This window comes from Allobosea sp. GW822-FHT03F07 (assembly GCF_058801345.1).
Genome location: NZ_JBXAND010000002.1, coordinates 452,453 through 476,172, shown reverse-complemented (window position 1 = coordinate 476,172; position 23,720 = coordinate 452,453). Strand labels below are relative to the sequence as shown.

Below are 23,720 nucleotides of genomic sequence, written 5' to 3'. Positions count from 1 at the left end.
CGAGAAAACACAGGCACGCAGCCTGTCGCGCGCCGGGCGCCTGCGTCAAGGCCCGAGGCGCGGCAGCGGACCCGCCGGCCCGGCATGCAGCGGCAGGACATCGGCCAACTCGGCATCGAGCACGAGATCGTCGCAGGCGCCGAGCACCCAGAGCGCCGTGGCCTCGAAGCGCAGCAGAGGCTCGTCCCACCAACGCTCGATCAGCGCCGACAGTGCGACGGTCTCCTTCGCATCGAGATCGTCGGTCAGGTTGTAGAGGCCGACCAGGTAGAGATCGCCCGGCTGCCGGCCGAACGCCGTCTGGACCGCGTGGATCGGGTTCGTCCCGCCGCGGCTCTCCGGGTAGAGGCGCAGATAGAGCCGCCCCCGATTGACGTTGCCGGAGAACAAACCGCGCAACTCGACCTGAAACGGTCCGATCTGGGACAGGGTCTCACGCACCGTCGCGTCGATCGTCGGAGCCGCGCCGGTGGAGAGCGTGCCACACAGCGTGGCATGCAGCCGGTCCGCCCGTCGCGGCAGGACATCCCAGGCGATCTTCCGCGCGAAGGGAGCCCTCCGCATCTCATAGTCCAGTCGCTCGAGGGGCTCGGACGCGGCCAGCGTGGCTTCGTCGATCGGCAGCACGAGGGAAAACACCCTCGGATGCCGCCCCATCTCGTAGAAGCGGCCGTCCTGCCGGGCGATCACGCCAGGATGGGCCGGTGCGACGAGCGGCAAATGGGCGAAACGATAGGGCTCGTCGAGCGTCAGCGATGCGCCATACGGCAAGGTGGTGCGGCTGCGCAGATAGCCCAGTTCTGCATCGTTGCAGAAGTCCGGCGCAGCTTCCTCGGATACCGGCCTGCTACCGTCATTCATGTGCATCTCCCGCCTTGCGGAACGGGCTCTCCGTCGCGAGCGCTTCCTGCGCCTCGGCGATCTGCTGCCGTTCTCCCGTCAGATAATGCTCCACCGCGCGCCGCAGCCCGGGATCGGCCAGATGATGCAGCGAGCGGGTGATGACCGGCCGGTAGCCGCGCGCGAGCTTGTGCTCGCCCTGGGCGCCGGCCTCGACGCGGGCGAGCCCATGCGCGATCGCATAATCGATGGCCTGGTGGTAGCAGAGCTCGAAATGCAGGAAGGGGTGGTCCTCGATGCAGCCCCAGTTGCGGCCATAGAGCGTGTTGGCGCCGCGGAAATTGATCGCTCCCGCGATGTAGCGGCCCGCACGCTTCGCCATCACCAGCACGATGCGCTCGCCCATCGCCGCGCCGACGGCCGAGAAGAAGGCGCGGTTGAGGTAGGGCCGGCCCCATTTGCGCGCGCCGGTATCCTCATAGAAGGAATGGAAATCGTCCCAGACGGCTTCGGTCAGGTCGCTCCCGGAGAGAATCTCGACCATGATCCCGGCTGACAGGGCTTCGCGGCGCTCGCGCTTCAAGGCCTTGCGCTTGCGCGAGGCGAGCGTCGCCAGGAAATCGTCGTAAGTCGCGAAGCCCTCGTTCTGCCAGTGGAACTGGAGGTCGTGCCGCTCGAGATAGCCGGCCTCGCGCAGCGCCGAGATGTCGGGCTCCTGGGCGAAGGTGATGTGGACCGAGGAGGATTCCGTCTGGTCGCGCAGCGCCTCCAGCCCGGCGATCAGTCCCGCCCGGGCCTCGCCGGCACGTGGTCCGTCCGCGACCAGCAGGCGCGGACCCGTCGCCGGGGTGAACGGCGCAGCGACCTGCAGCTTGGGATAGTAGCGCCCGCCGGCGCGTTGATAGGCGTCTGCCCAGCCATGGTCGAAGACGTATTCGCCCTGGCTGTGGCTCTTGAGGAAGCTTGGCGCGGCCGCGAGCAACGCTCCTTGCGCATCCTCGACGAGGAGATAGGCAGGCGACCAGCCCGAGCGCCCGCCGACGCAACCGCTGTCCTCCAATGCGCGCAGGAATTCATGGGAGACAAAGGGGTTGTCAATGTCGAGCCCGGACTGCGCAGTTACGGCAGATTCGCAGGGGGCGCCCAGCGCCGCACTCAGCGCGCCCGGATTGGCACAGGCGTTCCAGGCGCCCGCCGGCACGTTCTTGAGCGAGGTCGTGACGCGAACCCTGAGGTCGCCGCCCTCGCCGGAGCTCAAGGTGTGAAGCCCTCGAACACCATCTGGTCGGCGTGGCGCGCCGCCATCTCGCGATCCGCCGGCGTCCGCACCGTCCAGGTCATCAGCGGCATGCCGAGCGCGTTGCGGCAGAGATAAGGCGCAGCGCTTTCGAGGTCGATGACCTTCCAGGACAGGAAGTCCGGGCGGCTCTCGCTGAAATGCAGCAGGTTCGCCATCGCATGCCGCTTGGCGTCATCGAGATGGGCGTAGTCGTCATAGACGGAATAGTCGTTCATCGCGACGATGCCGCGCGGCACCGCCGGCGCCAGATCGCGCAGCGCCGTGACGATCTCGGGATCGAACGACTTGAACACGATCGGCTGGCCGGCGCGCTGCGAGACGATCTCGGCGGCCCGGCGCGTCAGTGCGAGATCGCCGTTGAAGCGGCTCTTGATCTCGATGACGAGAGGCACACGCCCGGCGATCACGTCGAGAAAGCCGGAGAGCGTCGGAATCCGCGCCTCGCTGCCCTTGAGCGTGATCGCGGCGAGCGCGTCGGCCCTCAGCTCGGCGACCTTGCCGCTCTTCTCCGTCAGCCGGTCGAGCACGAAATCATGGAACACCATGGCTTCGCCATCGGCGCTGAGCTGGACGTCGCATTCGATGCCGAAGCCCCCGGCGATCGCCGCTTCCGCCGCGGGGATGCTGTTCTCGATCACACCGGCCGCGACGTCGTGCAGGCCGCGATGTGCGATCGGCCGGGCGATCAGCCAGCCGAGGCCGGAATGGGCATGCTCGTTCCCGGAAGCCGAGTGCTCGCTCGTCGATCGGTCGCGCATCAGGCGATCTCGAACATCGCCTCGACCTCAACGGCCGCATCGGCCGGGAGTTCGGCGACGCCGATGGTCGAGCGGGCATGCCGGCCCTTGTCGCCGAGCACCTCGACCATCAGGTCGGAGGCGCCGTTCATGATTGCAGGCAGGGCGGAGAAATGCGGCGCGGCATTGATGAAGCCGCCGAGACGGACGCAGCGCTTGATCCGGCCGAGATCGCCGCCGAGCGCGGCCTTGGCCTGCGCCAGCACATTGATGGCGCAAAGCCTTGCCGCTTCGAGGCCGGCCTCGTTGAAGATTTCGGCGCCGAGCTTGCCCTTGTGACTGTCGGAAAGCTTGCCGTCGAGCCCGAAGCAGATCTGGCCCGAGATCACCAGCAGATTGCCGGTGATCACATAGGGAACGTAATTGGCGACCGGCGCGGCGGGCGAGGGCAGGGTGATGCCGAGTTCGGCAAGCTTGGCGTCGACGGCATTCATCGGGGTGGACTCCACCGGAGGACAGGGTGGCGGGCGGAGGCGAAAGGCCTCGCGCTGGCCGGACGCCTTTCATGGCCGATGCCCGGCCAGGCCGCAAGCGCGGGCGCCATGCCCGCCAGGCAGGGACGATCGTCGCCGCTGGTCTGCGCTCGTCTGCCTTGTTTGCGCCATTGCGGCGTTGCACCTAGTTTCGATACATTACGAAGCGAAAGCGGCGGGCGTCATGAACATCAATGGTCTCGGCCTTGCGGGCATTCTGGGCACTGCTGCGGTGCTGGCGCCGGGTTTCGCTGCCGCGCAGCCGCAAGCCTCCGGGCGCGTCGTGCTGGTTCCACACCGCGCCGTCTACGACCTCGTTCTCGACCAGGGCAAGGCCGCCAAGAACGTCGAATCGGCCCGCGGGCGCATCGCCTTCGATTTCACCGGCGATGCCTGCGAGGGCTATGCGCTCTCCTTCCGCCAGGTCACGCAGCTCCAGACCGGCGAGAGCGGCCCACGTGTGATCGACGCGCGCACCACCAGCTTCGAGGCCGGCGATGGCGCGAGCTACCGCTTCCGGACCGAGAGCACGGCCAGCGGTGCGCCGACCGAGACGGTCGATGGCACGGCCAGCAAGGCTGGCGAAGGCTATGAGGTCAAGCTCAGCGCTCCCAAGGCCGAGACGCATCGCGAGCCGGCCGGCGCTTTATTCCCCAACGCCCAGATGAAGGCGGTGATCCAGGCCGCCCGTGCTGGCCAGAGCACGCTGAATGTCAGGCTCTATGACGGGGCCAATGGCGGCAAGGACGTATATGAGACGTTGTCGGTGATCGGCAAGCGCATCGAGGCGAAGGCGGGCGAGGCGCCGCTGCAGCGGCCGGAGTTCGACAAGCTGGCGCGCTGGCCCGTGACAATGTCCTATTTCAAGGTCGGGTCGGGCGAAACGACGCCGTCCTACACCATCTCCTTCGAGCTTTACGAGAATGGCGTCACCGGCGCCGTCAGGTTGGACTATGGCAGCTTCGCGCTGCGCGGCACGCTCACGCGTCTGGATCTTCTGCCTCAGGCGGATTGCGCGAAGTAGCGTTGCCGCCTGTCCGCTGCGGCAGGCGCAGGCTGAGCCCCTTGCCGATCGCAGCGTCGCCGAAACGAGCGCGCAAACTGTCGAGCGCCCCTTCCATCGCCTTCAGGCGCGGCGTCGCGACATCGGCGAGATCGCCATGGTCGGCCTCCTCGGGGCCGGCGAGGTCACTCGCGCCGATCCCGATCAGCCGGTAGGGCGCACCCGTGCATTCGCGCCGCAGCAATTCGCGCCCCGCCGCAAACAACCTCGCAGCGAGCTGCGTCGGCTCCGGCAGGCGGCTGGCGCGCGTGATCGAGTGGAAGTCGGCCGTCTTCAGCTTCAGTGTGATGGTTCGCCCGGCAAGCTCCTGGTGTTTCAGCCGTTTCGAGGTCTTCTCGCAGAGCCGCCAAAGCACCGGCTCCAACTCGTCGAAGCGCGAGAGGTCGACATCGAGCGTGGTTTCGCTAGAGACGCTCTTGGTCTCGCGGTCGGGCGTCACGCGGCGCGGGTCGATGCCGTTGGCGAGGTTCTTCAGCCGTGGGCCGTCCTTGCCGGCGAGCCGGAAGAGTTTGTCCACAGGCGCATCGCGCAGATCGCCGATCAGTCGAAAACCGGCTTCCGCCAGCTTGGCGGCGCTGGCCTGACCGATGCCGGGAATGATGCCGACCGGCTTCGTGGCCAGGAACGACACGGCCTCGGCCCGCCCGATCACAGAGAAGCCGCGCGGCTTGTCCATGTCGGAGGCGACCTTGGCCAGGAACTTGGCATAGGACAGGCCGACCGAGACCGTGATGCCGATCTCGCTTTCGATCCGCCTGGCGAAGCGCGCCAGCGTGACGGCGGGGCTGGCATGGTGCAGCAGTTCCGTGCCGGCGAGATCGAGGAAGGCCTCGTCGATCGAAATCGGCTCGACCAGCGGCGTCAGCTCCTGCATGAGCCGCCGGACCTGGCGGCCGACCGCGACGTATTTCGCCATGTCGGGCTTCACCACCACCGCCTCGGGGCAGGCCTTCAGCGCCTTGAACATCGGCATGGCCGAGCGCACGCCATAGGTACGGGCGATATAGCAGGCGGTCGAAACCACGCCGCGCTTGCCGCCGCCGATGATCACCGGCTTGTCCAGGAGGGATGGGTCGTCGCGCTTCTCGATCGCGGCGTAGAAGGCGTCGCAGTCGATATGCGCGAGATTCAAGCTGTCGCGCTCGGGGTGGCGCAACAGGCGCGGCGAGCCGCAGGAGGGGCAGCGGCGCGGCTCGGCCGCATTGCCGTCATGGTCGCTCAGGCAGTCGCGGCACAGGACCCGCCGCACCGTCGATGGGTGGTTGGCGGTCAAGACGGGTCGCGGGCAGGCGGCCCGCTCAGCCGCTCGCGAGCCTGCGCTACGCTTTCCGGATTTACGCCCAGATTTCCGGCAAACTCGAGCAGCAGCGAATCGCTGCCGCAGATGTGGTCGAGAACGGCCCCGAGGAAGCCGGGCTCGCCCGCGGCCGCACGCAGCGTCGCGGGCCCCAGGCCAGTCGTCGCCAGGAACGGCTCGAGCCGCTCCGGTTCGGCCGCCAGGAAGCCCAGCGCGCGCAAGGCCAGCGTTTCGGCGTCCTGGGAGCTGGTGTGGCGAAGGCTGGAGGGGCGGGCCATGGCGGTCGGGTGCTCCTGTCTTGAGTCCGGTATCAGGTTTGCGTTTCGTCAACGGCTCGCGTGCTAGAGCAGCATCATTGGACGAGGCCGCCAGCTTGGACAATCCGAATGACAGCGGATGTCCGTGGCGCGAATGAAGGGCGGCATCATGAAGACGGTTCTGATCGTCGAGGACAACGAGCTCAACATGAAGCTCTTCAACGACCTTCTGGAGGCGCATGGCTACGCCACGCTGAAGACCGCCGACGGCATCGAGGCGATCGAGCTGGCGCGCGCGCATCACCCCGATCTGATCCTGATGGACATCCAGTTGCCGGAAGTCTCGGGGCTGGAAGTGACCAAATGGATCAAGGAGGACGATGCGTTGAAGTCGATCCCCGTCATCGCCGTCACGGCCTTCGCGATGAAGGGCGACGAAGAGCGGATCCGCGAGGGCGGCTGCGAGGCTTATCTCTCGAAGCCGATCTCGGTTGCGAAGTTCCTGGAGACCGTCCGTGCCTATGCCGGCACCGCCTGAGCCCTGAAAGCAACCTATGTCAGCGCGCGTCCTCGTCGTCGACGACATCGTCACCAATGTGAAGCTGCTGGAGGCGAAGCTTTCGGCGGAATATTTCGACGTCGTGACCGCGCTCAACGGGCCGGAGGCCCTTGCGATCTGCGAACGCGGCGAGGCCGACATCGTTCTGCTAGACGTGATGATGCCGGGCATGAACGGCTTCGATGTCTGCCGCCGCCTCAAGAGCGAGGCGACCACGGCCCATATCCCTGTCGTGATGGTCACCGCGCTCGACCAGCCTGGCGACCGTCTGAAGGGGCTGGACGCGGGCGCCGACGACTTCCTGACCAAGCCGCTCGACGACACCGCGCTGTTCGCGCGCGTGCGCAGCCTGGTGCGGCTGAAATCGATGACGGACGAGCTGCGCAACCGCGCGCTGGCTTCTCGCCGGCTCGGCATCGCCGATCCGCTTGCCGCCGCAGCCTCCGAAACCGGCCTGAACGGCCGCATCCTGATCGTAGAGGACCGACCCCGGGTGAGCGAGCGGCTGGAGAGCGCGCTCTCCGCTTTCCATGCGGTCGAAATCGAGGCCGATCCGCAGCAGGCGCTCCTGCGCGCCGTCGAGGGCGATTTCGACAGCGTCGTCGTCAGCCTCGACCTGGCCGATTATGACGGCTTGCGCCTGTGCAGCCAGCTCCGCTCGCTGGAGCGCACCCGCAACGTCTCCGTTCTGATGATGGGCGAGGCCGAGGATCGCGCCCGCATCCTGCGCGGCCTCGAGATCGGCGCGCATGACTTCCTGATCCGGCCGATCGACCGCAACGAACTGCTGGCCCGGGTCCGAACTCAGGTCCGGCGCAAGCGCTTCACCGAGAAGCTGCGCGACAGCGTGCAGTCCTCGATGGAGATGGCCGTGATGGACCAGCTCACCGGTCTGCACAACCGTCGCTACATGGACGCCCGCATGGCGACGATGTTCGACGAATCCGCTCTTCGGGCTCGTGCGCTCGCACTGCTGCTGCTCGACATCGACCACTTCAAATCGGTCAACGACAGTTGGGGGCATGATGCCGGTGACGAGGTGTTGCGCGAATTCGCGGACCGCGTCCGCGCCTGCACGCGCGGCATCGATCTCGTCGCCCGGATGGGCGGCGAGGAGATCGTCGTGGTGTTGCCGGATACCGCCCTCGACGCCGCCTATGTGGTTGCAGAGCGCATTCGCGAGCGCGTCGAGGCCCAGCCCTTCAGCATCCAGGGCGATACCCGCTCCATCCCGGTGACCGTCTCCATCGGCGTGTCCAGCCGGCGGGCGGGCGACGCGTCGCCGGCCGAGATCATGAAGCGCGCCGATGACGCGCTCTACCGGGCCAAGGCGAATGGCCGCAACCGGGTCGTCGCGGCCAACGCCGCCTGAGGTACGGCCGACTGGTTACCCGGTAAGGTTAAGCATCGATGAACATTGGTGAATCGGTCGTATTCGATTGATTCGACGGCCGGCTGCCTGCAAGGGTTCCGTCGACGCAGCGGCGTTTCCGCTGCCTCGCGACGCCCCTCGGGTGCTCAGGTCCGCCGCATCTCCTGGGAAACCGGAGGGCTCGGCCGGCCGGTTGCGGACACTCTGGCCTCCTCAGACCCGCGGCCGGCCGGCCACCTTCCCGCTGTCAGAAGTAGCGCGACAGCAGAGCCGGCAGCCAATAGCCGATAGCCGCGAAGCCGACCAGGATCGCCACCAGCAACAAGCCGGCGCCGAGACGGTTGGTGAGGAAGCGCGACGAATCGATCTCGACGAGCAGCTTGAGCAGGCGCCGGGCAGGCCCGTGCGAGCCGTTGTGCTGTCCAGGTTGCTTGCTGCTGGCGGTCAATGTCGCAATCCCTGCGGGTAGATTTGAAACAGCCGCCAGCGAGAGCGGGAGCATAGCGCACCGCAGCTTTCGTCGTCGTTGTTAAAGGCGTGGCCAGAAGCGTCAGTGTGGCATCGATGCGTGCGCGTGGGCGTGACATATTCGCCGCAAGCCCATCAAAATCCGCAGCCCTGGCCCCGTGTAGTCACGATTTTCATGTTGCGGTGCAGCATGGATATCACCGCTATCGTTTTGGCATGATACTCTGACGACGATTCGCATCCCGCTTGCCGATGCGAAGATGCTGGCCTGACATCCTCAATCACTGGAGCGACCCATGCGTATTCTCGCATTGGCGCTCTGCCTCGCGGCATCACCGTGGGGTGGAGGGCTTGTCTACGCGCATAGTTGGTACCCGTATGACTGCTGCAGCGACCGCGATTGCTGGCCCATGGGGCTGGACGTCGACGCGAGGGAGCCTGATCCGCGCATCGTGCCCGGCGGCTACCTGACCCATGACGGGCACTTCGTCCCCGAAAAGGCGACACGCGTCTCCAGGGACGGACGCTTTCACATCTGTCGGAGCGGGGGAACTCTGACCGGCACCGTGATCGCGCCGGCGCAGAGACCGTTCTGCTTGTTCGTGCCGAAGCCGTCCTATTAGGGCAACGGCCGACCGCTCGCTGGCGCGCGGGTTGGCTAGAAACCGGCAGCGCCCCGCAGAGCGTCGTTGATGCGATCCTGCCAGCCGGGACCGGCGCTCTGGAAGTGCTCGAGGACGTCGCTGTCGATGCGCAGCGAGACGAATTCTCTTGCGCCCGGCACGGTCGGGCGCTTGGGCGCCGGAGGAGCGGCTTTCGGTGCGGTCGCGCTGAAGAGCGCTTCCGCCTTGTCGCGGGCGCTGACGGGGCGGCGTGGCCGATCGATGCTCATGGGACATGATCCTTGCGGCGGTAGACGTTGCTTGTGCCATTGCGACAACAAAAAAACCGCCCCGGAAAGGGCGGCTTTCAATCGCGAACCAGAATCAGCAGGCGAGATCGCCTTACTTGATCTTGGTTTCCTTGAACTCGACGTGCTTGCGCGCGACGGGGTCATACTTCTTCTTCGACATCTTCTCCGTCATCGTGCGGGAGTTCTTCTTCGTCACATAGAAGAAGCCGGTGTCGGCGGTCGAAAGCAGCTTGATCTTGATGGTCACGGCCTTGGCCATGGGGATATCCTCGAACCATGCGGGGCTGGTGAGGCCCACGGGAAATGATAAAGGCCGGGCGAGCCCGGCAAACCGTCGGGCGTGGGAATGCCGTAAAGGCCTGTCGAAGTCAAGGTGGAATGCCGTGGCCGGGCGCTGTTTTCGCGCCGTAGGCGATCCTCAGAGCTCCTCGCGCACGAAGCTGCCGTTCTTTTCCCAGAAAAACGGCACCGGTAGATAGGGCGCAAAGCCCCCGGCGATGCGGGCTTCGACCTCCTGGATGATCACCTTGGTGATGGTCGGCAGGTCCAGTTCCTTCGCCTCGTCGAAATCCACCCAGACCAGATCGATCAGTTCCGAATCGGGGCCGACCACGTTCTCGATCCGCTTGGCCGAGGCCGAGGCATCGACCGTGAAGAACCGGGTATCGAAGCGCTTCGGGCGCCGCGGCGGCGTGATGGCGCGGGCCACGAAGGAGACGGCCGAGAGATCCGGATAAATGCCGTGGCCGGCGAAATCGGCCCAACTGCCGGCCGGCGGGCGCTCCGGCGCGCCGTACTCGGCCGAGCCGAACAGCAGCCCGGTTTCCTCGAAGGTTTCACGGATCGCGGCCAGGGCGAGCGCCCGCGCCTTGGACGAGGTCGGGCGGACCGTGCGTGCGCAGAGCCTGTCCTCACAGATCTGGGCGAGCGCGCCGGTCGCCGCCATCCTCCTGTCGCCGGGGTCGACCCGGCCGCCGGGGAAGACGTATTTGCCCGGCATGAACTTGTGGCCGGGATGGCGCTTGCCCATCAGGATGCGCGGCTTGGCGGCCGTGCGGTCGAGGATCATCATCGTCGCGGCATCCTTGGGGCGGATGTTGGTTGCGACGCGGACGCGCTCGGCCTGAGTCAATGTGACGGCGTGATCGCTCATGACTGCTGGACTGCTGGAGGAAGGGGCTGGCGCTCGGGCCGCTCGGGCGTGCCGCCGAAGCCGTGCATCCGCATCGCCCATTGCAGGCCGATGACCGCGCCCTTCGCCGGTTGCATCAAAAGAAGCGACAGGACCACGGTCAATGCCGGCCAGAGCGCCATGTGCATTCCCATCGACCAGTCGGCGTATTTCTCCGCCATCAGGATACCCCCGACGACGATATGGCCGACGATCGTGATGACGAGATAGGGCGGCAGGTCGTCGGCACGCTGGTGATGCATCGGTTCGCCGCAGGCGGCGCAGACCTCGACCGGCTTCAGGAAGTCTCTGAACAGCCGTCCCTGGCCGCAGTGAGGACAGCGGCCCCGCAGGCCATTGCCGATCGCGCTGCGCCAGTCGCGCTCTGGCGGAGCGCTGGCCGATATATGATTCTGGACCGCCATCACCGTCTCTTGCCCGTCTTCGGCTTGCCGGATTTGCCGCGCCCCGGCCTGCCGACGCCAGACCGGCCGGGTCCGAAGGGCGAGCCCGGCCGGCCACCTCCCGAGAAGGTGCCGCGGCTGGCCCGGACGGCGGACCGCACCGCACCCTGTCGCCCCTCCGACAGCAATTCGAACCGTAGTGCCCCGGCAACGGGCGCAGCCTCGACGAGCTTCACATGCACGCGGTCGCCGAGCCGGAAGCTCTCGCCCGTGCGCTCGCCGATCAAGGCATGTGCCGCTTCGTCGAAGCGATAGTAGTCCGCGCCCAGCGTCGAGGCCGGGATGAAGCCGTCGGCGCCGGTGCCGTCGAGCTTGATGAAGAGGCCGGCGCGGTTGACGCCGCCGATACGCCCGTCGAAGGACGAGCCGATCTGGTCGGCGAGGAAATGCGCGATCAGCCGGTCGGTGGTTTCGCGCTCCGCCGCCATGGCGCGCCGCTCCGCCGCCGAAATCCGGGTCGAGACCTCGCGCAATGCCTCCAGCGTCGTACCCTTGGGCAGCCCGTCATCGCCGAATTTCTGCGAGGCGATGAGCGCGCGGTGGACGACGAGATCGGCATAGCGCCGGATCGGCGAGGTGAAATGCGCATAGCGGCGCAGGTTGAGGCCGAAATGCCCGTAATTCTCGGCGACATACTCGGCCTGCGCCTGGGTCCGCAGCACGACCTCGTTGATGAAGGTCTCGTTTTCGGAGCCCTTGATCATGCCCAGGATGCGGTTGAACAGCACCGGCCGCAGCACGCCTTCCTTCGGCAGCTTGATGCCGATCGAGGCCAGCACCTCGCCGAGCGCGCGCATCTTCTCCAGCGAGGGCTCGTCATGGCAGCGATAAATCAGCTGGCTGGCGGCCTTCTCCAGCGTCTCGGCGGCGGCGACATTGGCGAGGATCATGAACTCCTCGATCAGCTTATGTGCCGCCAGCCGCTCCGGCACGATCACGCGGTCGACCGAGCCGTCGGCCTTCAGGATCAGCTTGCGCTCGGGCAGGTCGAGATCGAGCGGTTGGCGAGCGTCGCGGGCGCGCGAGGCGACGCCATAGGCGGCCCAGAGCGGCATCAGGATGCTGTCGCGGACAGGGCCAGCCTTTTCGTCGGGCGTCCCGTCGATCGCACCCTGCGCCTGCTGGTAGGAAAGCTTCGCCGCCGAGCGCATCAGGATGCGGTGGAAGGAATGGCTCTTCTTCGAGCCGTCGGCCTTGAGCACGAGCCTGACTGCGAGCGCCGGCCGGTCCTCGCCCTCGCGCAGCGAGCACAGATCGTTGGAGATGCGCTCCGGCAGCATCGGCACGACACGGTCGGGGAAATAGACCGAATTGCCGCGCTCCAGCGCTTCCTTGTCGAGCGACGAGCCCGGCCGGACATAGGCCGCGACATCGGCGATCGCGACCGTCACGACATGGCCGCCGAGATTCTCCGGGTCGTCGTCGGGGGCGGCATGGACCGCGTCGTCATGGTCCTTGGCGTCCGCCGGATCGATCGTGATCAGCGGCAGTGCGCGCCAGTCTTCGCGTCCCGCCGTGCCGGCCTGTCGCACCGCCTCGGCCTCGGCGATCGTCGCGGGCTGGAAGACATGCGGGATGCCATGGGCGTGAATCGCGATCAGGCTGACCGCGCGCTCCGATTTCAGCGAGCCGAGCCGCTCGCGCACCTGCGCCTCGGGCGGCCCGAAGCGGCTCTCGCTGCGCAATACGACGGAGACCAGGTCGCCATCCTCGGCGCCGCCGGTCTGGCCCTTCGGGATCAGCGCCTCGCGACCTTGCGCCTTCTTGTCGATCGGGACGAGCCGGCCGGAGCCGTCGGGCAGGGCGCGGAAGATGCCGAGCACCTGCGCCTTGCCCTTGCCCATCACCTTGAGCACGCGGCCGGAATAGCCGAAGCCCTCGACGCCCTTAAGCCGCGTCAGCTTGAGCAGGACATGGTCGCCGATGCCGGGGGCCGGCGCTGCATGGCGCTTGGCGCGGAATTCGCGCTGCCGTTCGACCAGGATTTTGGGGGCTAAGCCCTGGTCGGCTTCGTTCCATTCGAGAGGGGTCGCGAACGGGTCGCCGTCGCGGTCCTTGCCCTTGATCTCGCAGAGCAGCACGGGCGGCAGCGCGCCGCGCGGATGGACCGGCCGCTCGACGCCGTCGCCGCCGGTCTCGCCCTCTTCCTCGAGTTCCTTGAGGATGCGCTTCAGCCAGATCTTGCCGCCGCCCGACAGGCCGAAGGCCTTGGCGATGTCGCGCCGGCCGACCTCGCGCCCGGCCTGCCGCTCGGATTCGATGAAGTCGAGGATCGCCTCGCGGCTGGGTTCAGGCGCGGACAATGCGGTCGCTCTCGGGGAGGCTAGGATGAAAAGTCATGCCCTGATGTCGCATGCGCACCGCCAGGATACCAGAACCACCGTCGAATTCGTGCCTTGCAGTAAAAGGGCCCTGCGACGAAAGAAGGGCCACCCTTTCGGGTAGCCCTTCCATTGTCGAACCGCGACCCCGGTAACCGGGCCCAGAGGTTCAAAAGCTCACGCGGAACAAGACCCCAAGTTGGAAAGAGCCCAGGTCCACCCGCTTTGAACCAGCGGTTGATGACAATGAGACACTGGATCACCTCCTTTCAGTTGTTACCGACAAGAGAAGGCTAAGGCGATTCTCTGCCGGGCGTAAACGTCAAAAAACACGCTGTCCAAGCTCGTGAAACCAACTGTCAGAACGGCGGAATCTCGCCACTGTGTCGGGCTGCCTAAATCGAGGGCAGTCGTTTTGATTATAAATTAATCAAATCCCTCGATCTCGCATGATCTTTGCGCCTCATTGGCCATCCGTCGCAGGAAATGCGGTTACGGGCGCACATACGACAGAGACTTGTGGCCTTGTAACGCCCGGTTGTGTCGTTGGCACGTCGCTTGCGAGCGCTTCGCCTCGGGCCGGGGAGGCCTGCCGGCGCCCGCTGAAGGGCGCGGCTAACAGGGATGGTTCGGGGGTATGTCCGTGAACACCACACGTCGCGTTATTTTGGGCGCCGCTCTCGCAGGCGCCACTTTCCTTGGATCCTATCTGCCGGCGGCGGCGCAGGAGACCATCAAGGTCGGCATTCTCCACTCGCTCTCCGGTACGATGGCCATTTCCGAGACGACGTTGAAGGACGTCATGCTCATGCTCATCGAGGAGCAGAACAAGAAGGGCGGCGTCCTCGGCAAGAAGCTCGAGGCGGTCGTGGTCGATCCGGCCTCGAACTGGCCGCTCTTCGCCGAGAAGGCTCGCGAGCTCATCACCAAGGACAAGGTCTCGGCCGTGTTCGGCTGCTGGACCTCGGTGTCGCGCAAGTCCGTGCTGCCGGTCTTCAAGGAGCTGAACTCGATCCTGTTCTACCCCGTCCAGTACGAGGGCGAGGAGAGCGAGCGCAACGTCTTCTACACCGGCGCCGCCCCGAACCAGCAGGCCATTCCCGCCGTCGATTATCTCGCCAAGGAGGAGAAGGTCCAGCGCTGGGTCCTCGCCGGCACCGACTACGTCTATCCGCGGACGACCAACAAGATCCTCGAGGCCTATCTGCTCGCCAAGGGCGTGCCCAAGGAAGACATCCTGATCAACTACACGCCGTTCGGCCATTCCGACTGGCAGACGATCGTCTCCGACATCAAGAAGTTCGGCACCGCCGGCAAGAAGACCGCCGTGGTCTCTACCATCAACGGTGACGCCAACGTGCCGTTCTACAAGGAGCTCGGCAACCAGGGCATCAAGGCGACGGACATCCCGGTCGTCGCCTTCTCGGTCGGTGAGGAAGAACTCGCCGGCATCGACACCAAGCCGCTGCTCGGCCATCTCGCCGCCTGGAACTACTTCCAGTCGGTCAAGACGCCCGAGAACGAGGCGTTCATCAAGCAGTGGAAGGCCTACAAGAAGAACGACAAGGCCGTCACCAACGACCCGATGGAGGCCCATGTCATCGGCTTCGCCATGTGGGTGAAGGCGGTCGAGAAGGCCAAGAGCTTCGACCCCGACAAGGTCATCGACGCTCTGCCGGGCATCGAGGCGCCGAACCTGACCGGCGGCATCTCCAAGATGCTTCCGAACCACCACATCACCAAGCCCGTCCTGATCGGCGAGATCAAGGCCGACGGCCAGTTCGACGTGGTTTCCAAGACCGGCCTCGTCGCCGGCGACGCCTGGTCCAAGGAGCTCGAAGGCTCGAAGGACCTGATCGGCGACTGGGTCGAGAAGAAGTGCGGCAACTTCAACGTCAAGACCGGCAAGTGCGGCGGCGCGTGAGCCTTTGAGGGGGAGGGACGGCACGAGCCCATAGAGCCCGGCCGTCCCTCGAAATGCGGCGACGCTCCCGGTCATGCGCCGGGGGCGTCGACACCGCCACCAGGCTGGCGATTCACCAGAGCCGCCAACCTGTCGATCTGCCGAAGTCGCCGACCTGCAAGCCGAAAAGAGCCCATGCGGATCCTGTCCTGCCTTCTGCGCATGATTGCGCTTGCGACGCTGCTTGCGCTCCAGCCGGGCGCGGCCGCCGCCCAGAGTGCCGACGAAGCCTTCACGAGGCTCGGCGCCGACAGCTTCTCCGATACCAACCGCGCCATCGAGCTTCTGATCGCGAATGCCCATCCGCAGGCGGCAACGATCATCGAGGCTCTGGCAGAAGGCCGGCTCCTTGCCGGCGGCGGCGCCATCGCCGTCAAGACCAAGGACGGCAAGTTCCTCGACGCGAAGACGGGAGCGGCACTGCCGGCCGAGCCGCCTGGCCTCGCTGCCGTGCGCCTCAACAACAGCGTCCGCCGCAACATCCAGGCGGCGCTGGGTGGGCTGGGGCTGCTCAATCCGGACCCCGTCAAGCGCATCGCGGCGGCCGAGGCCGTGTTCAAGTCGCGCGACCCCTCGCTGCTGCCGGTGCTGGAAGGCGCCATCGCCAAGGAAACCGATCCGCGCGCCAAGGCGGCGCTGCGCCAGGCCCAGGCCGCGATCCTCGTCGCCAAGGCGGACGCCCCGCCCTTTGACCGGATTGCCGCCATCGACGTCCTGCGCGAGCGCGGCGACCAGGATGCGCTGGCGACCCTGCGTTCGCTGCCGGGTGACTCCTCGCCGGCTCTGAAGGAGGCGCAAGGTCGCGCCGTCTCGGCGATCGAGGGCAAGCTCGCCTTGTGGCGCGCCGGCCAGAACCTCTGGTACGGGCTTTCGCTCGGCTCCGTGCTGCTGCTGGCGGCGATCGGCCTCGCCATCACCTTCGGCGTGATGGGCGTCATCAACATGGCCCATGGCGAGATGGTGATGATCGGGGCCTACACGACCTTCATCGTGCAGGAGATCATCCGCGCCCGCTTCCCGGGCCTGTTCGACTATTCGCTGGCGATCGCCATCCCGCTCGCCTTCCTCGTCGCCGGCCTCGTCGGCATCGCCATCGAACGCGGCGTCATCCGCTTCCTCTATGGCCGCCCGCTGGAGACGCTGCTCGCGACCTGGGGCATCAGCCTGATCCTGCAGCAGGCGGTGCGCACCGCCTTCGGCCCGACCAATCGCGAAGTCGGCGCGCCGAACTTCATGTCCGGCGCCTTCGAGATCGGCCAACTCGCTATCACCTGGAACCGGCTCTGGATCATCGTCTTCGCCGGCCTCGTCTTCGCCGCCCTGCTGGCGATCCTGAAACTCACCCCGATCGGCCTGCAGATGCGCGCCGTCACCCAGAACCGCCGCATGGCCTCGGCCATGGGCATCCGCACCGGCCGTGTCGATGCGCTGACCTTCGGTCTTGGCTCGGGTGTGGCTGGGCTCGCTGGCGTCGCGCTCTCGCAGATCGACAATGTCAGCCCCAATCTCGGCCAGAGCTACATTATCGATAGCTTCATGGTCGTGGTCTTCGGCGGCGTCGGCAATCTCTGGGGCACGCTGATCAGCGCCATGACGCTCGGCGTCGCCAACAAGCTGCTCGAGCCCTATGCCGGCGCGGTGCTCGGCAAGATCGCGCTGCTCGTCTTCATTATCCTGTTCATCCAGAAGCGCCCGCGCGGCCTGTTCGCGCTCAAGGGCAGGGCGGTGGAAGCATGATCTCCCGCTTTCTCCTCCAGAACATGGACCGGCGCGGCACCGTCTTCCTCGGTATCGTCGCGGCCATCGCCATCCTGGTGCCGCTGCTGAACCTCCTGGTCCCGGCGGGCTCCGCTTTCCACGTCCCGACCTCGACCATGTCGCTCTGGGGCAAATATCTCTGCTACGCGCTGCTGGCGATCTCGCTCGACCTCGTCTGGGGCTATTGCGGCATCCTCTCGCTCGGCCACGGCGCCTTCTTCGCGCTCGGCGGCTATGCGATGGGCATGTATCTGATGCGCCAGATCGGCTCGCGCGGCACCTATGGCAACCCTATCCTGCCTGACTTCATGGTCTTCCTGAACTGGCAGGAACTGCCATGGTACTGGTACGGCTTCTCCTCCTTCCCCTTCGCCATGCTGATGGTGCTCCTGGCGCCGGGGCTGCTCGCCTTCGTCTTCGGCTGGTTCGCCTTCCGCTCGCGCGTCACCGGCGTCTATCTATCGATCATCACCCAAGCGCTGACCTACGCCCTGCTGCTCGCCTTCTTCCGCAACGACATGGGCTTCGGCGGCAATAACGGCCTGACGGATTTCAAGGATATCCTCGGCTTCAACGTCCAGGCGCAAACGACTCGTGCGGCTCTGTTTTCCATGACCTGCGTCATGTTGATCGCGGGCTTCCTGGTCGCCCGCGGCATCGTCGTCTCGAAGCTCGGCAAGGTGGTGATCGCGATCCGCGACGCGGAGTCCAGAACCCGCTTCCTCGGCTACCGGGTCGACCGCTTCAAGCTCTTCGTCTTCACCGTCTCGGCCTGCATGGCGGGCGTCGCCGGCGCGCTGTACGTGCCCCAGGTCGGCATCATCAACCCCAGCGAATTCGCTCCCGCCAACTCGATCGAGACCGTGATCTGGGTCGCGGTCGGAGGGCGCGGCACGCTGGTCGGCGCGGCGCTCGGCGCGGGCGTGGTCAACTACGCCAAGACAGTGTTCACCTCGGGCTTCATGGCGCCTTACTGGCTCTTCGCGCTCGGAGCGCTCTTCGTCTTCGTCACGATCTTCATGCCCAAGGGCATCCTCGGCACGGCGCAGCAACTCTGGGAGAAGCGCCGCAAGCCCGCGCCGGCGGCGACCCCCGAACCGGCCCCGGCGGAGTGACTGTTATGAACGCTCCCAACCCCGGTCAGCTCACCTCTTCGCTGCTCTATCTCGACGGCGTCAGCGTCTCCTTCGATGGCTTCAAGGCGATTCGCGGTCTGTCGCTCACCATCGCGCCGGGCGAGATGCGCGCCATCATCGGCCCCAACGGCGCCGGCAAGACCACGATGATGGACATCATCACCGGCAAGACCAAGCCGGATGTCGGCACGGTGATGTTCGGCGGCTCGATCGACCTGACCAAGCTCGACGAGGCGGCGATCGCCAATCTCGGCATCGGCCGCAAATTCCAGAAGCCGACCGTATTCGACTTCCACACCATAGAGGACAATATCCTGCTGGCGCTGAAGGCGCCGCGCACGGTGGGCAAGACGTTGTTCTGGAACACGGCCGCAGCTCAGCAGAAGCGCATCGACGACATCCTCGGCATCATCAAGCTGGGCGATGCCCGCGACCGCCTCGCCGGCTCGCTCTCGCACGGCCAAAAGCAGTGGCTCGAGATCGGCATGCTGCTGGCGCAGGACCCCAAGCTCCTGCTGGTCGACGAGCCCGCCGCCGGCATGACCGACGGCGAGACGGCCGAGACGGCTGTGCTTCTCAAGGAGATCGCCAGGGATCATTCGGTCATCGTCGTCGAGCACGACATGGGCTTCATCCGCGAACTCGGCGTGAAGGTCACGGTGCTGCATGAGGGGTCGGTGCTGGCCGAGGGCCCGCTCGACCAGGTCAGCGCCAATGAGCGCGTCGTCGAAGTCTATCTGGGGCGGTGAGAACGATGCTCAGTGTCGATGCCATCGATCTCCATTACGGCGCGGCGCAGGCGCTGCGCCGCGTCTCGATCACGGCCGAGGCCGGCAAGGTGACCTGCGTGATGGGCCGCAACGGCGTCGGCAAGACCACGCTGATGCGCGCCATCGTCGGCCAGCAGGCGATCAGCGCGGGCAAGATCTCCTTTGGCGGCGAGGACATCTCGACGCTGCGCACCGAGGATCGCGCGCGGGCCGGCATCGGCTTCGTGCCGCAGGGCCGCGAGGTCTTCCCGCTGCTGACCGTGAAGGAGAATCTCGAGACCGGCTTTGCGCCCTTGCCCCGCAAGGAGCGCTACGTTCCCGATGAACTCTTCGACCTATTCCCCGTGCTCAAGTCCATGCTGGGCCGACGCGGCGGAGACCTCTCGGGTGGCCAGCAGCAGCAACTCGCCATTGCGCGAGCGCTGGTCACCCGACCCAAATTGCTGGTGCTGGACGAGCCGACGGAGGGCATCCAGCCCTCGATCATCAAGGATATCGGCCGCGCGATCGACTATCTGCGCCAGAAGGGCGACATGGCGATCGTGCTGGTCGAGCAGTATTTCGACTTCGCCCGCGACCTCGCCGACACGATGTTCGTGATGGACCGCGGCGAGGTCGTGCTCTCCGGTCCGATGAAGGACCTCGACGCCAACCAGGTGCAGCGGCTGATCCAGGTGTAGCAACGTCATGGTCGCCCTTGCGGCGACCATCCACGTCTTGAACACGGCACTCGACAAAGGACGACGTGGATGATCGGGACAAGCCCGACCATGACGGGAGGTCGCCGCTCAAAACGCCAGCGGCGCGTTGTCGACGACCTCCTTCATCACGAAGAAGGTCCGCGTTTGCCGGACGCCGGGCAGTGCGATCAGCTTGTCGGCGTGGAGTTTGTTGAAATCCGCCATGTCGCGGACCCGGATCTTGAGGATGTAGTCGAAATCGCCGGCGACGATATGGCAGTCGAGGATCGCCGGCATGCCCCGGATAGCGGCCTCGAAATCGCCGAAGCTCTCCGGCGTCGAGCGGTCGAGCACCACACCGACGAAGGCGAGTGTGCCCATCTCGACATGTCTCGGCGACACCTGTGCCCGCACCGAGGTGACGTAGCCCTCGGCGAACAGGCGCTGGATGCGGCGGTGGCAGGTGGCGGCGCTGGTGTTCACCCGCTTGGCGATTTCGGCGTTGCCGAGCCGCCCGTCCGACTGCAGCAGGCGCAGGATTTTGAGGTCGGTCCGATCAAGATTCGACGCCATGAAAGGATCTTCCAGATTTTGCCTTACTAATGCGCTTATCGCTGCATGATCGAAGGTCTGCCGGCCGCTTCCGCGCAGAATACTGCCTCACTTCGGAAGGACGTTCCAGCTTCATTTCGGTAGGTTTTCGGCCATCGAAACCGATGGAGAGCGGCCGGCCATGCTGAGCAAATTCGAACGTTATCCCCTCACTTTCGGCCCGACGCCGATCGAGAAATTGTCGAGGCTTTCCGCCCATCTCGGCGGCGATGTCGAGATCTTCGCCAAGCGCGAGGACTGCAATTCCGGCCTCGCCTTCGGCGGCAACAAGCTGAGGAAGCTCGAATATATCGTGCCGGACGCGATCGCGAGCAATGCCGACACGCTCGTCTCGATCGGCGGGGTACAGTCGAACCACACCCGCATGGTCGCGGCCACCGCCGCCAAGCTCGGAATGAAATGCCGGCTGATCCAGGAAAGCTGGGTGCCGCATGAGGATGCGGTCTATGACCGTGTCGGGAACATCCTGATGTCGCGCGTCATGGGCGCCGAGGTGCAGCTCGTCGACGAGGGCTTCGACATCGGCATCCGCGACAGCTGGGAGAAGGCGATCGCCGACGTGAAGGCCAAGGGCGGGAAACCCTATGCCATTCCGGCGGGGGCCTCGGTCCATAAATTCGGCGGCCTCGGCTATGTCGGCTTCGCCGAGGAGGTTCGGGCGCAGGAGGCCGAACTCGGCTTCAAGTTTGACTACATCGTCGTCTGCACCGTCACCGGCTCGACCCATGCCGGCATGGTTGTCGGCTTCGCCAAGGACGGGCGCCAGCGCAACGTCATCGGCATCGACGCCTCCTTCACCCCGGCTCAGACCCGCGCGCAGGTGCTCGACATCGCGCAGAAAACGTCTGCGCTGGTCGGTGGCAAGGACATCACCGACGAGGATATCGTGCTGAACGAGGACTACGCCTATCCCGTCTACGGCGTGCCCTCGCAGGAGACGATCGAGGCGATCCGGCTGTCGGCGCGGCTGGAGGGAATGATGACCGATCCCGTCTATGAGGGGAAATCCATGCAGGGCATGATCGATCTGGTGAAGAAGGGCTTCTTCCCGGCCGGCTCGAAGGTGCTCTACGCCCATCTCGGCGGCGTGCCGGCGATCAACGGCTACAGCTACACCTTCCGCAACGGCTGACCACGATGGAGGTCGTCGTCCTCATCGAATTCGAGACGGGGGCGGCGTCAGGGCGCGCCCCCCTGCTGGAGAAGGTCGGCGCGCTCGCGCTCGCCGGGCAGGCAAGGCTGAGCTTCGTCGGCACGGAAGCCGGCGGCCCAGACTCGGCCGGGCGCGAGGTCGTCGCGATCGGCCTGGCCCGGGCCTCCGCGGCGGCGGGTCTGCTCGAACGTTGGCGCGGCGAGGGCATTCTCACGGCTTCGACGCAAACGCGTATCCTCCTGGTTCAGCCGCTCTGGTCGATGGAACCGCTTGCCCTGATGTTCCCCTGAAACGGTGGATCGTGGTCGCATCGCAGGGCGTGGCTGCATTCTCCCGGCTTGTCGTTGAGCCGGCGAGGATGCAAGAACCCCGCTCGAAGGCTTGGCGGCATCTCCCGCCGGCGCAGCGGGAGTTCGCGTGATGCAGCTTGGAGTGATCGGCCTCGGCCGCATGGGTGGCAACATCGTGCGCCGCCTAAGGCGTGCGGGCCATGACTGCGTGGTCTATGATCGTGATCCGAAGCCGGGCCTGGCGCTGGCGGCCGACGGCGCCGTCGTCGCCTCCGACCTGAAGGACATGGTCGGCAAGCTCCAGGCGCCGCGCGCGATCTGGGTCATGCTGCCGGCAGGGAAGATCACCGAGGGCACGCTGACGGAACTCTCCGGCCTGCTTTCACCCGGGGACACGCTGATCGACGGCGGAAACGCCTTCTGGAAGGACGACGTCCGGCGTGGGCGCGACTTTGCGGCCAAGGGGCTGCACTACATGGATATCGGCACGTCCGGCGGCGTCCATGGGCTCGACCGCGGTTATTGCCTGATGATCGGCGGCGACAAGGCGGCCTTCGACAGGCTGGAGCTGATCTTCAAGGCGCTGGCTCCCGGCAAGGGCGAGATCGAGCCGACCAAGCATCGCGAGGGGCGCAACCCGACCGCCGAGCAGGGCTATCTGCATTGCGGCCCGGTCGGCGCCGGCCATTTCGTCAAGATGGTCCATAACGGCATCGAATACGGCATGATGCAGGCCTTCGCCGAGGGCTTCGACCTGCTGCGCAACGCCTCCGCCAAGGAAGGCCTGCCGCCGGAATACGGCTTCGATTTCGACACCGCCGAGATCGCCGAGGTTTGGCGGCGCGGTTCGGTCGTGACCTCCTGGCTGCTCGACCTCACCGCAGAGGCGCTGGCGGCAGACGAGGAGCTCTCCGCCTATTCCGGCAATGTCTCGGATTCGGGCGAGGGGCGCTGGACTGTGGACGCCGCCGTCGAGACCGCGACCCCGGCCGAGGTTTTGACCTCGGCGCTCTTCGCGCGCTTCCGCTCGCGCGTCGATCACACCTTCGGCGAGAAGATCCTCTCCGCCATGCGCGCCGGTTTCGGCGGCCATGTCGAACCCAAAGCCGCCACGGCGACCAAGCAAGGCTGACGCAGGATGGCTTCTTCCCAAACGGCCGTGAAGCCGGCCGTCATCGTCGTCATGGGCGTCGCCAGCTCGGGCAAGACCTCGCTCGGCGAGCGGCTGGCAGCCCAGCTCGGCTGGCCCTTCCGCGATGCGGATTCCTTCCACCCGCCGGAAAACGTCGCCAAGATGGCCGGCGGCACACCGCTGAACGACGAGGATCGCAAGCCCTGGCTCGCCGCCATCGCCGCCTGGATCGACGATCTGCGCGCCTCGGGCGGCAACGGCATCGTCACCTGCTCGGCCCTGAAGCGGGCCTATCGACGCGTCATCATCGGCGATAGGCCCGATGTCGCGCTGGTCTATCTCAAGGGCTCGCGAGAATTGATCGGCCAGCGCATGGCCCAGCGACAGCACCATTTCATGCCGACCGCGCTGCTCGACAGCCAGTTCGCGACGCTCGAGGAGCCGGGTTCGGACGAGCGGGCGCTCGTCGTCTCGGTCGAGGCCTCGAAGGACGCGATCGTTTCCGACGTCATGCAAAGTCTCAATCTAGATAGTTAGGATATTATTCCTATATTGCGGCGTGCTCAATTTGCTTCGCTCGCCCTTGTGGCTTTCACCTAATCGTGGTGAGCGAAGCTTAGGATCGACGTTGGTCTTCGCGATGGTAAGCCGTCCACTCGATGCCCCACACTTTCAATTTCCGGCGCGTGATGCGCGTGCGGTGCACGCGGCGCCTTTGAAAGCGGAGACAGAGATAGACGACAAAGATCGCGTCGATTCCAAGCCAATCCCGCAAAAGTTCAATCATTGCTGGATGTTGATGCCGTGTTCGAGGCAACAAAAAACCCGCCACGAGGGCGGGTTTGCGTCCGGCGAAACTCCTCCGCCAGAGTAATTATTTTACTCACGATTTTGGCGTTTGGACAACCACGTAAAATTAGCCAACACGAAA

General features: G+C 65.9%; 25 protein-coding genes. 12 read left to right on the top strand and 13 right to left on the bottom strand.

From position 1 onward, the window contains the following. Positions 1-45: 45 nt before the first annotated feature. The 4 genes from AC1RMY_RS10830 to AC1RMY_RS10815 are packed head-to-tail and all read right to left on the bottom strand — an operon-like array spanning position 46 to position 3,371. Positions 46-861 (bottom strand): hypothetical protein, encoded by an 816-nt coding sequence (locus AC1RMY_RS10830; protein ID WP_492864231.1) that lies wholly within the window; start codon positions 859-861, stop codon positions 46-48. Next, positions 854-2,098, bottom strand: a complete 1,245-nt coding sequence (locus AC1RMY_RS10825) for a GNAT family N-acetyltransferase (RefSeq protein WP_492864229.1) — start codon at positions 2,096-2,098, stop codon at positions 854-856. The genes AC1RMY_RS10830 and AC1RMY_RS10825 overlap by 8 nt, the downstream gene beginning before the upstream one ends. Further along, positions 2,095-2,898, bottom strand: a complete 804-nt coding sequence (locus AC1RMY_RS10820) for a glycerophosphodiester phosphodiesterase family protein (RefSeq protein WP_492864227.1) — start codon at positions 2,896-2,898, stop codon at positions 2,095-2,097. Before AC1RMY_RS10820 ends, AC1RMY_RS10825 begins: the two co-directional genes overlap by 4 nt. Beyond that, positions 2,898-3,371: a RidA family protein gene (locus AC1RMY_RS10815; protein ID WP_492864225.1), complete on the bottom strand. Its 474-nt coding sequence runs from the start codon at positions 3,369-3,371 to the stop codon at positions 2,898-2,900. The genes AC1RMY_RS10820 and AC1RMY_RS10815 overlap by 1 nt, the downstream gene beginning before the upstream one ends. A gap of 223 nt (positions 3,372-3,594) precedes the next feature. On the opposite strand from AC1RMY_RS10815, the gene AC1RMY_RS10810 reads away from it, so the two are divergent. Continuing rightward, complete coding sequence (locus tag AC1RMY_RS10810; protein ID WP_492864223.1) at positions 3,595-4,434, top strand: cell envelope integrity EipB family protein; 840 nt, start codon at positions 3,595-3,597, stop codon at positions 4,432-4,434. On the opposite strand, the gene AC1RMY_RS10805 is transcribed toward AC1RMY_RS10810, so the two are convergent. Continuing rightward, a complete protein-coding gene (locus AC1RMY_RS10805) occupies positions 4,391-5,746 on the bottom strand; it encodes a DNA polymerase IV (RefSeq protein WP_492864221.1) in 1,356 nt (451 codons plus the stop codon). The two genes, AC1RMY_RS10810 and AC1RMY_RS10805, sit on opposite strands and share 44 nt — an antisense overlap. Continuing rightward, positions 5,743-6,048 (bottom strand): DUF3572 domain-containing protein, encoded by a 306-nt coding sequence (locus tag AC1RMY_RS10800; RefSeq protein ID WP_492864220.1) that lies wholly within the window; start codon positions 6,046-6,048, stop codon positions 5,743-5,745. The genes AC1RMY_RS10805 and AC1RMY_RS10800 overlap by 4 nt, the downstream gene beginning before the upstream one ends. Positions 6,049-6,193: 145 nt before the next feature. On the opposite strand from AC1RMY_RS10800, the gene AC1RMY_RS10795 reads away from it, so the two are divergent. Both AC1RMY_RS10795 and AC1RMY_RS10790 read left to right on the top strand, forming a co-directional pair. Continuing rightward, complete coding sequence (locus tag AC1RMY_RS10795; protein ID WP_492864457.1) at positions 6,194-6,565, top strand: response regulator; 372 nt, start codon at positions 6,194-6,196, stop codon at positions 6,563-6,565. Between the two features lie 16 nt (positions 6,566-6,581). Continuing rightward, entirely contained in the window at positions 6,582-7,958 is a 1,377-nt protein-coding gene (locus AC1RMY_RS10790; protein ID WP_492864218.1) for a PleD family two-component system response regulator, read from the top strand. A gap of 247 nt (positions 7,959-8,205) precedes the next feature. On the opposite strand, the gene AC1RMY_RS10785 is transcribed toward AC1RMY_RS10790, so the two are convergent. From AC1RMY_RS10785 to rnr, 6 genes are all read right to left on the bottom strand, one after another. After that, positions 8,206-8,406 (bottom strand): hypothetical protein, encoded by a 201-nt coding sequence (locus AC1RMY_RS10785; RefSeq protein WP_492864217.1) that lies wholly within the window; start codon positions 8,404-8,406, stop codon positions 8,206-8,208. 678 nt (positions 8,407-9,084) lie between these two features. Then, the gene (locus AC1RMY_RS10780; RefSeq protein ID WP_492864215.1) at positions 9,085-9,318 is read right to left on the bottom strand and encodes a BrnA antitoxin family protein; all 234 of its coding nucleotides are present in this window, start codon (positions 9,316-9,318) and stop codon (positions 9,085-9,087) included. Between the two features lie 112 nt (positions 9,319-9,430). Beyond that, a complete protein-coding gene (rpmG, locus tag AC1RMY_RS10775) occupies positions 9,431-9,598 on the bottom strand; it encodes a 50S ribosomal protein L33 (RefSeq protein WP_038367996.1) in 168 nt (55 codons plus the stop codon). A gap of 159 nt (positions 9,599-9,757) precedes the next feature. Further along, positions 9,758-10,492 carry an NUDIX hydrolase gene (locus AC1RMY_RS10770; RefSeq protein WP_492864213.1) on the bottom strand — a complete coding sequence of 245 codons (735 nt, stop codon included), beginning with the start codon at positions 10,490-10,492 and terminating at the stop codon, positions 9,758-9,760. Further along, a complete protein-coding gene (locus AC1RMY_RS10765; RefSeq protein ID WP_492864211.1) occupies positions 10,489-10,935 on the bottom strand; it encodes a DUF983 domain-containing protein in 447 nt (148 codons plus the stop codon). Before AC1RMY_RS10765 ends, AC1RMY_RS10770 begins: the two co-directional genes overlap by 4 nt. Continuing rightward, positions 10,935-13,277, bottom strand: coding sequence for a ribonuclease R (gene rnr, locus AC1RMY_RS10760; protein WP_492864209.1), 2,343 nt, complete (start codon positions 13,275-13,277; stop codon positions 10,935-10,937). Before rnr ends, AC1RMY_RS10765 begins: the two co-directional genes overlap by 1 nt. 682 nt (positions 13,278-13,959) lie before the next feature. On the opposite strand from rnr, the gene urtA reads away from it, so the two are divergent. The 5 genes from urtA (at position 13,960) to urtE (ending at position 19,602) form a co-directional block, all read left to right on the top strand. Further along, the gene (urtA, locus tag AC1RMY_RS10755) at positions 13,960-15,219 is read left to right on the top strand and encodes an urea ABC transporter substrate-binding protein (protein WP_492864455.1); all 1,260 of its coding nucleotides are present in this window, start codon (positions 13,960-13,962) and stop codon (positions 15,217-15,219) included. A gap of 174 nt (positions 15,220-15,393) precedes the next feature. Next, positions 15,394-16,995, top strand: coding sequence for an urea ABC transporter permease subunit UrtB (gene urtB, locus AC1RMY_RS10750; RefSeq protein ID WP_492864207.1), 1,602 nt, complete (start codon positions 15,394-15,396; stop codon positions 16,993-16,995). Next, a complete protein-coding gene (gene urtC / locus AC1RMY_RS10745) occupies positions 16,992-18,131 on the top strand; it encodes an urea ABC transporter permease subunit UrtC (RefSeq protein WP_492864205.1) in 1,140 nt (379 codons plus the stop codon). Before urtB ends, urtC begins: the two co-directional genes overlap by 4 nt. Positions 18,132-18,136: 5 nt before the next feature. Next, positions 18,137-18,901, top strand: coding sequence for an urea ABC transporter ATP-binding protein UrtD (gene urtD, locus AC1RMY_RS10740; protein ID WP_492864203.1), 765 nt, complete (start codon positions 18,137-18,139; stop codon positions 18,899-18,901). 5 nt (positions 18,902-18,906) lie between these two features. After that, complete coding sequence (gene urtE, locus AC1RMY_RS10735) at positions 18,907-19,602, top strand: urea ABC transporter ATP-binding subunit UrtE (RefSeq protein ID WP_492864202.1); 696 nt, start codon at positions 18,907-18,909, stop codon at positions 19,600-19,602. A 108-nt stretch (positions 19,603-19,710) separates the two neighbouring features. Here urtE and AC1RMY_RS10730 read toward each other — a convergent pair whose 3' ends face one another. After that, positions 19,711-20,175: an Lrp/AsnC family transcriptional regulator gene (locus tag AC1RMY_RS10730; RefSeq protein WP_492864200.1), complete on the bottom strand. Its 465-nt coding sequence runs from the start codon at positions 20,173-20,175 to the stop codon at positions 19,711-19,713. Between the two features lie 160 nt (positions 20,176-20,335). On the opposite strand from AC1RMY_RS10730, the gene AC1RMY_RS10725 reads away from it, so the two are divergent. From AC1RMY_RS10725 to AC1RMY_RS10710, 4 genes are all read left to right on the top strand, one after another. Continuing rightward, positions 20,336-21,346: a 1-aminocyclopropane-1-carboxylate deaminase gene (locus AC1RMY_RS10725; RefSeq protein WP_492864198.1), complete on the top strand. Its 1,011-nt coding sequence runs from the start codon at positions 20,336-20,338 to the stop codon at positions 21,344-21,346. 5 nt (positions 21,347-21,351) lie between these two features. Beyond that, on the top strand, positions 21,352-21,657 hold the full coding sequence (locus AC1RMY_RS10720; protein ID WP_492864196.1) for a hypothetical protein: 306 nt from the start codon (positions 21,352-21,354) through the stop codon (positions 21,655-21,657). Between the two features lie 130 nt (positions 21,658-21,787). Continuing rightward, complete coding sequence (gene gnd / locus AC1RMY_RS10715; RefSeq protein ID WP_492864194.1) at positions 21,788-22,789, top strand: phosphogluconate dehydrogenase (NAD(+)-dependent, decarboxylating); 1,002 nt, start codon at positions 21,788-21,790, stop codon at positions 22,787-22,789. Positions 22,790-22,795: 6 nt separating this feature from the next. Beyond that, on the top strand, positions 22,796-23,326 hold the full coding sequence (locus AC1RMY_RS10710; RefSeq protein ID WP_492864192.1) for a gluconokinase: 531 nt from the start codon (positions 22,796-22,798) through the stop codon (positions 23,324-23,326). Positions 23,327-23,720: the final 394 nt, after the last annotated feature.